The sequence below is a fragment of the Polaromonas sp. P3_C2 genome (assembly GCF_056402675.1).
This window is the reverse complement of the sequence record NZ_JBFUGX010000318.1, coordinates 1-4855: the sequence shown is the minus strand read 5'-3', so window position 1 is coordinate 4855 and position 4855 is coordinate 1. Positions and strand designations below refer to the sequence as shown.

At 56.4% G+C, this 4855-nt stretch carries 8 protein-coding genes; 2 read left to right on the top strand and 6 right to left on the bottom strand.

What is annotated here, in order from left to right; translation table 11 throughout:
* Together AC1DWI_RS13940 and AC1DWI_RS13935 are read left to right on the top strand one after the other, a co-directional pair.
* Positions 1-743, top strand: a 743-nt coding sequence (locus AC1DWI_RS13940) for a hypothetical protein (RefSeq protein ID WP_477725042.1), incomplete at its 5' end; no start/stop codon positions are given.
* Between the two features lie 122 nt (positions 744-865).
* Positions 866-1522 carry a hypothetical protein gene (locus AC1DWI_RS13935; RefSeq protein ID WP_477670815.1) on the top strand — a complete coding sequence of 219 codons (657 nt, stop codon included), beginning with the start codon at positions 866-868 and terminating at the stop codon, positions 1520-1522.
* 211 nt (positions 1523-1733) lie between these two features.
* Here AC1DWI_RS13935 and AC1DWI_RS13930 read toward each other — a convergent pair whose 3' ends face one another.
* From AC1DWI_RS13930 to AC1DWI_RS13905, 6 genes are all read right to left on the bottom strand, one after another.
* Positions 1734-2279, bottom strand: coding sequence for a CcdC protein domain-containing protein (locus AC1DWI_RS13930; RefSeq protein WP_477670816.1), 546 nt, complete (start codon positions 2277-2279; stop codon positions 1734-1736).
* A gap of 146 nt (positions 2280-2425) precedes the next feature.
* Positions 2426-2866 carry an OmpA family protein gene (locus tag AC1DWI_RS13925; protein WP_477670817.1) on the bottom strand — a complete coding sequence of 147 codons (441 nt, stop codon included), beginning with the start codon at positions 2864-2866 and terminating at the stop codon, positions 2426-2428.
* Between the two features lie 25 nt (positions 2867-2891).
* The gene (locus AC1DWI_RS13920; RefSeq protein ID WP_477725041.1) at positions 2892-3287 is read right to left on the bottom strand and encodes a type II toxin-antitoxin system PemK/MazF family toxin; all 396 of its coding nucleotides are present in this window, start codon (positions 3285-3287) and stop codon (positions 2892-2894) included.
* A gap of 5 nt (positions 3288-3292) precedes the next feature.
* Positions 3293-3760 (bottom strand): DUF4262 domain-containing protein, encoded by a 468-nt coding sequence (locus AC1DWI_RS13915; protein ID WP_477698593.1) that lies wholly within the window; start codon positions 3758-3760, stop codon positions 3293-3295.
* 69 nt (positions 3761-3829) lie between these two features.
* Positions 3830-4333, bottom strand: a complete 504-nt coding sequence (locus AC1DWI_RS13910; RefSeq protein WP_477698592.1) for a hypothetical protein — start codon at positions 4331-4333, stop codon at positions 3830-3832.
* A 17-nt stretch (positions 4334-4350) separates the two neighbouring features.
* Positions 4351-4674: a DUF6172 family protein gene (locus AC1DWI_RS13905; protein WP_477670821.1), complete on the bottom strand. Its 324-nt coding sequence runs from the start codon at positions 4672-4674 to the stop codon at positions 4351-4353.
* Positions 4675-4855: the final 181 nt, after the last annotated feature.

The following is a 4855-nucleotide window of genomic DNA, read 5'->3' as shown; positions in this document are numbered from 1 at the left end:
TAACTGGCATGGCAATCAGTGTCCTTTTACCTCCGTTCCTTATCTTCCTCAACTGGAAGAAGATGTGGATCGTTTTCACCACCGACAAGAAGAAGGCATTCATAAACTCCGGGGTATTCCTTCTTTTCCTCGCGGGCGGTTGGTTGATCGCGTTCTTCTACCAAGAGTTGAAGCACATCAACGAGAACATCGGCTGGACAATTCTCATTACCACCATTGTTTTTTGTGTTGCAGTGCTTTCGTTTCGCACAGCGAGTGATAAAAAACCTTGGCGCGAAATTTGGTTTGGCCCACCGGAACTCGACATACCTTGGCAAGTTCTGCAGCGAGAGCGCGAGGCCGCCGACGAGATAGAAAACGCTGAATGGAAAAAACTTGAGCCGACTTGGGACGAATTAAGTGATGAACAGAAAGAAGTACATCAAGCGGGGAAGTATGCGCGGCGGGTAGCACTTGATGAGAGGTTGTTGGCTTTGGAAGCAAAGCTGGATGAAGAGTACCGAATCCGTGGCAAGCAAGAAGCCCAACTCTCCGTGGCAAAAGTGTTGGTGTGGGCGTTGGTGTTTTCGGCGTTCGGGCTTATCGGTATCGCCTGGGATTACGGCACTGCATACGCGATGCAACTCCCATTCGTTAAAGGAAGGGAATGGCTAGCATGGGGTGTAGTTGCAGGCACAATATTTTTAGCCGGGTGCACACTAATTGCACTTGCCGATGAAGTTTGGAAGTACGTCAAAAAATAGTCAACTTTTTCGCCTCAAAACACGGATTGCACCGCGCCAGGAGGCGTCGTCTACGCCTTGTTCAGAGCCGCAGCCGCCCGCACAAGCGCCTTCAACGCCTTCTCATCCATCTCGTCACCCTCATGAAAATCAATCTCGCCCGGACTGCTGTCTCGTTGTCTGCCTTGCTCGCACTGGTGGCCTGTGCCCCACTCGCCGGACCATGGCACGAGCTTGATGCACCCCGGTCAAAGACCGTACCCGGAGCGTTGAATACAGGGGGTGCGAGGCCAAACGTTGTTTACAGATGCGGCCCCAGCGGTTTTCTTGCGGGCCCAACGTGCGACTATGCATTCACGGATTCCTCTGGAAAACGCGTTCACATCTGGCCTTTGCTTGGGGAGCTTGATTCATTTACGGAGCAGTTGCCGGTGCTAAGGCCTTGGCTGAACAAGGTCGAGCATGGCAAGGACGGGCGGGACTTTCCTTACAAGATGCACCTGCTCACGGTCTCACCTGCCATTGTGCTGGTGGTGCCCAGAACAGCAGCCGAGCGTTTCAGTAGTTGCTCAGGCTTGATCTGGCCCGGTTGCATTCAATCGCAAAGCTTCAGAGGAAACGACTATTGGTTTCAAGGCGAACCTCTGGTGCGCTCCGGCTCTTTCTGGTTCACCCTGGAAAAACCCGGGCAGACATTTGCACTTGATGCCTCTGTCCAGGAAACCCGCATTGAAACACCGCAGGCGGGCCTCAAACTCCTGGCAGAAAACGGAACATGGAAAGTCCAGCGCCAAAAGTGAAGACCGCACCGGCGGGTCAGGGCCGATCGCGAGCTGGATGCTCATGCCTGTGCCGACTCCGACAACGGCACGGCCGCCCGCATCAGCAAAGTCGTTGTTGATGAGCTGACCAAAGCGGGGTTTGTACCCAAGGGTTGAGCAGCGATCAGCCGCAGGGGGTGTGGCGATGAACCCGATGCCCCCGTCAGGCGTCGGCGGCAACTAATGGAAGCTAAGCATCTGGTCCCAGCGCGTCCCGCTCCCTCTTGGCCCGCAGAACACGGAATCGCCAACGCACAAGACCGATCGCGTAGCTGATGTAGTACCCCGCAAGCAGCCCAAAGACAGCGAGCGTAAGCGGACTGCGGGCGAAGTCGCCCATTCCGTGCTGCACCGCCGGCTCAGCGGCATAGACCTCAAACAGGCGATAGGCGATGCGCCCGACGAACAGCAACGAAAGCGCGATACCTAGATGCGCGTTGGGCGTGTAGAACAGGCCTTGGGGTGTTGGTTCGAAGTGCGTCTTGCCCAGACCGAAGATGCCGAGCAATGCGCCGAGGCCCAGGCCACCGGCCAGCCACCAAAGCCGTTCGGGGTGTTCATGCGCGGCGAAGCCAAGCAACACAAGCAGGACGGGAAAGATGGCCAAGGTAATCCAGGGGCGAATTCTCGACAGGCGCTGGCGCCCGACCATGCGACGAAAGCGCGCGTAAACGCGCCACGCGATCAACGGAAGAAGCACAAGCAGTGTGATGGTGGAGGCACTTGGCGCTTGCATGGTGTGGGCCTTCAGGTCATTTCTTTGAGTTTCCGAGCGCACTTAAAAATAGTTTCATGTGCTGCGGAGAGTTTGGCATGAAGCTACCTAAAAGCTGATCAGGTGCAGGACACATCAACTTCACTCAAAATCCTGCTGCAATTCCCTCAGGGAAACTTCCGCAGTGGCCCGCCGCACGCGCCTGGCGGCAAATAAAGAACCTCCAGCTCCACACGCCGGTTCTTTGCGGCATCTGGCGATCCGTAGTAGGGGCCTATCAACTGCCGGCTCTCTACGAAGACTCGTGAGGCAGGAAATCCGGCCTTGACCATCAAGGATTTGACGTAGTCAGCACGAGCGGTTGCAATGCGCTTGATCGACTTCGGGTCGCCTTCCGAGATATCGGCGAAGCCCATTACGATCGCGTTTTCAACGGGATGGGGAATGGCTTTTTCCACAAGGGCGATCACCATTGCCCGTGATTTTTCGTCCAAGGCCACGGCGCCGTTGGCAAAAAAGGCATCGGCTACCAGCGTGGGCTTGCATGCCAATACAGGCATTGATGCGAAGGCAAACAGCAACGCGGCAATCAGTGTTTTTTTCTGCATACAGAGACCGTTCATGGTTGAGAGACTATCGGTTGTGAAACGATGCCTGCAGAAACCGCATCCCCGCCAATATCTGCTGAACCCGCTCACCTGACAGCGTCCCGATATGCGCACCCAAGCGTGTTTTGTACACGGAAGACACCTGCGACACAACCACCACGCTTTGCTTTTCCAGATTGCCTTCACCAGGCTCCAGCAAGACATTGCCTGGCTCCGTGGCGCGGTTCAKGTTGGAAGTTAGCGCACAAACAATCACCGTGCTGATGCGGGAGCGGTTGAACACGTCGTCTTGCACGACGACATGGGGATGCGGGGAGCCCGGGATGGAGCCACGCGAGGGGTCCGCTTCAATCCAGAACACGTCACCCTGCTTGATGGTGTCGGGGAACGGGCTTGATGGAGCTTGTGGGTCTCTATCCATGAGGGTCAGGAGCCTCTTTCATGCTGCCCAAGAACGGGCTGCTTGGTGCGGAACTCGAGCGAGGCCTCCGGGTGCCAGGGAAAGAGACCTGCCCGGGAAGGCCATATGATTTGCTCAACCGGAAAACTGTCTCCGTCGTAATACCAGCGGGCGAACCCGACATGCTCCGGATACTCAGTGGACGGTACGGGTACAAATACGCAGGAATAGCCTTCAAGCAGCGCGTCTGTTGGTTCACCCCGATTTATGGCTTTCCCATTTGCAATCGCATCGACGGCGATACTCAAGATGGTGTGGGCGACCTCGCTTGGCAAGCCGTAAATCAGCAGTTCGGGGTGGCCGTATGTATGAAATAAACCAACGGTGTAGCTGAACGCTTCGTGTTGGTCGTCACCAAAAACCTGCATGCAATGCCATCCGAACTTGCGAATGTTATCGAGCAGCTTTTGTTCTCCTGAGTCTGTGGCCGTCATTTTGGGCATTGGTAGGGGGCCCTGAATGTTGTGATGGAGCGGGTGTCACCCCCTGCGGGAGTGATGTTCCTAGGGCTGCGCGCTCTTCGGCGCATCCGGCTTGGGCACATCGGGCTTGGGCGCGTCCTTCACCCGTACATAGTATTCACGCAGATGAAGACTCTGCGAGTTGTCTTCCCCTCCTGCGTACACCCACAACATGTCTGGGCTTATGAAGTTATAGAGAACGATGGCGTCCCTGCCGGTCACTGGCGCAACGGTTTTGACTGCAACCGAATCCGAAGCAACGCCCAGGACACGGTACGGATGCGTTTCGCGAAAGCCTGTCAGTGGCCTCTTTCGGCCTTCCTGCGTTTTCGTCTCCAGATCCGGCAGCTCGGAAGTCATGGCGTCCGCCGTAAAGGTCAGGGTCATATGACCCATCACCTGCGAAAGAAACAGGGCCGTCTTGCTGTCCAGCTTTGCGCGCTCGTTATTGAAGCGCATGCTGATTTCGGAGTCAGACTTCCACTGGCCGACAAGATTCGGGTCCGCATACGCTGACGCGGCAACTGCGGCCATCAGCAGGAGCACAAAGAGTCTGCGCATGCTTATTCGACGTCGGCGAAATCGTCGTCACCCTCATTGCGCGCACGGGGCACCTTGACACCGCCCTTGGCCACCACTTCCACATAGAACTGCGGCGCGCCGTCTTTCACGATCTCGTCAATCGACTTGATGAGGTCTGCCACCGGCACCTCCGAAGCAGCGGCATCACTCGCGCCAGACTTGCAGTCAAAGTCCCAGTAGTCCACGCCCTTGGGCAAGGCTTTGGCGCGTTCGCGTTTGAGGTATTTGCGAATGTCGTGTTTGGCGGCATCGAGCAGGCGGTCGCGGTTTTTGCCTTCGATATTGAGTTGGTAGGTTTTTTTCATGAGTACTTCTGGTCTAAGGAGCGGCGCATTGCGGCCACGGTGTACTACCGATTATCGGGCCGTGGCCGCGCAAGCCGAAAAGTCATGGGCAAAAGCGGCGTCACCAGCAACAATCTGCGCGGCACGGCGTTTGCATGGGTACCCATGTCAGCTTGTTCAACCCCACGTCCCTCACCTGGCA

Excerpts from the sequence above, each read along its gene's own strand:
- AC1DWI_RS13935 (WP_477670815.1), top strand. The coding sequence starts at position 866 with ATGAAAATCAATCTCGCCCGGACTGCTGTCTCGTTGTCTGCCTTGCTC.
- AC1DWI_RS13930 (WP_477670816.1), bottom strand. The coding sequence starts at position 2,279 with ATGCAAGCGCCAAGTGCCTCCACCATCACACTGCTTGTGCTTCTTCCG.
- AC1DWI_RS13905 (WP_477670821.1), bottom strand. The coding sequence starts at position 4,674 with ATGAAAAAAACCTACCAACTCAATATCGAAGGCAAAAACCGCGACCGC.
- AC1DWI_RS13915 (WP_477698593.1), bottom strand. The coding sequence starts at position 3,760 with ATGACGGCCACAGACTCAGGAGAACAAAAGCTGCTCGATAACATTCGC.
- AC1DWI_RS13925 (WP_477670817.1), bottom strand. The coding sequence starts at position 2,866 with ATGCAGAAAAAAACACTGATTGCCGCGTTGCTGTTTGCCTTCGCATCA.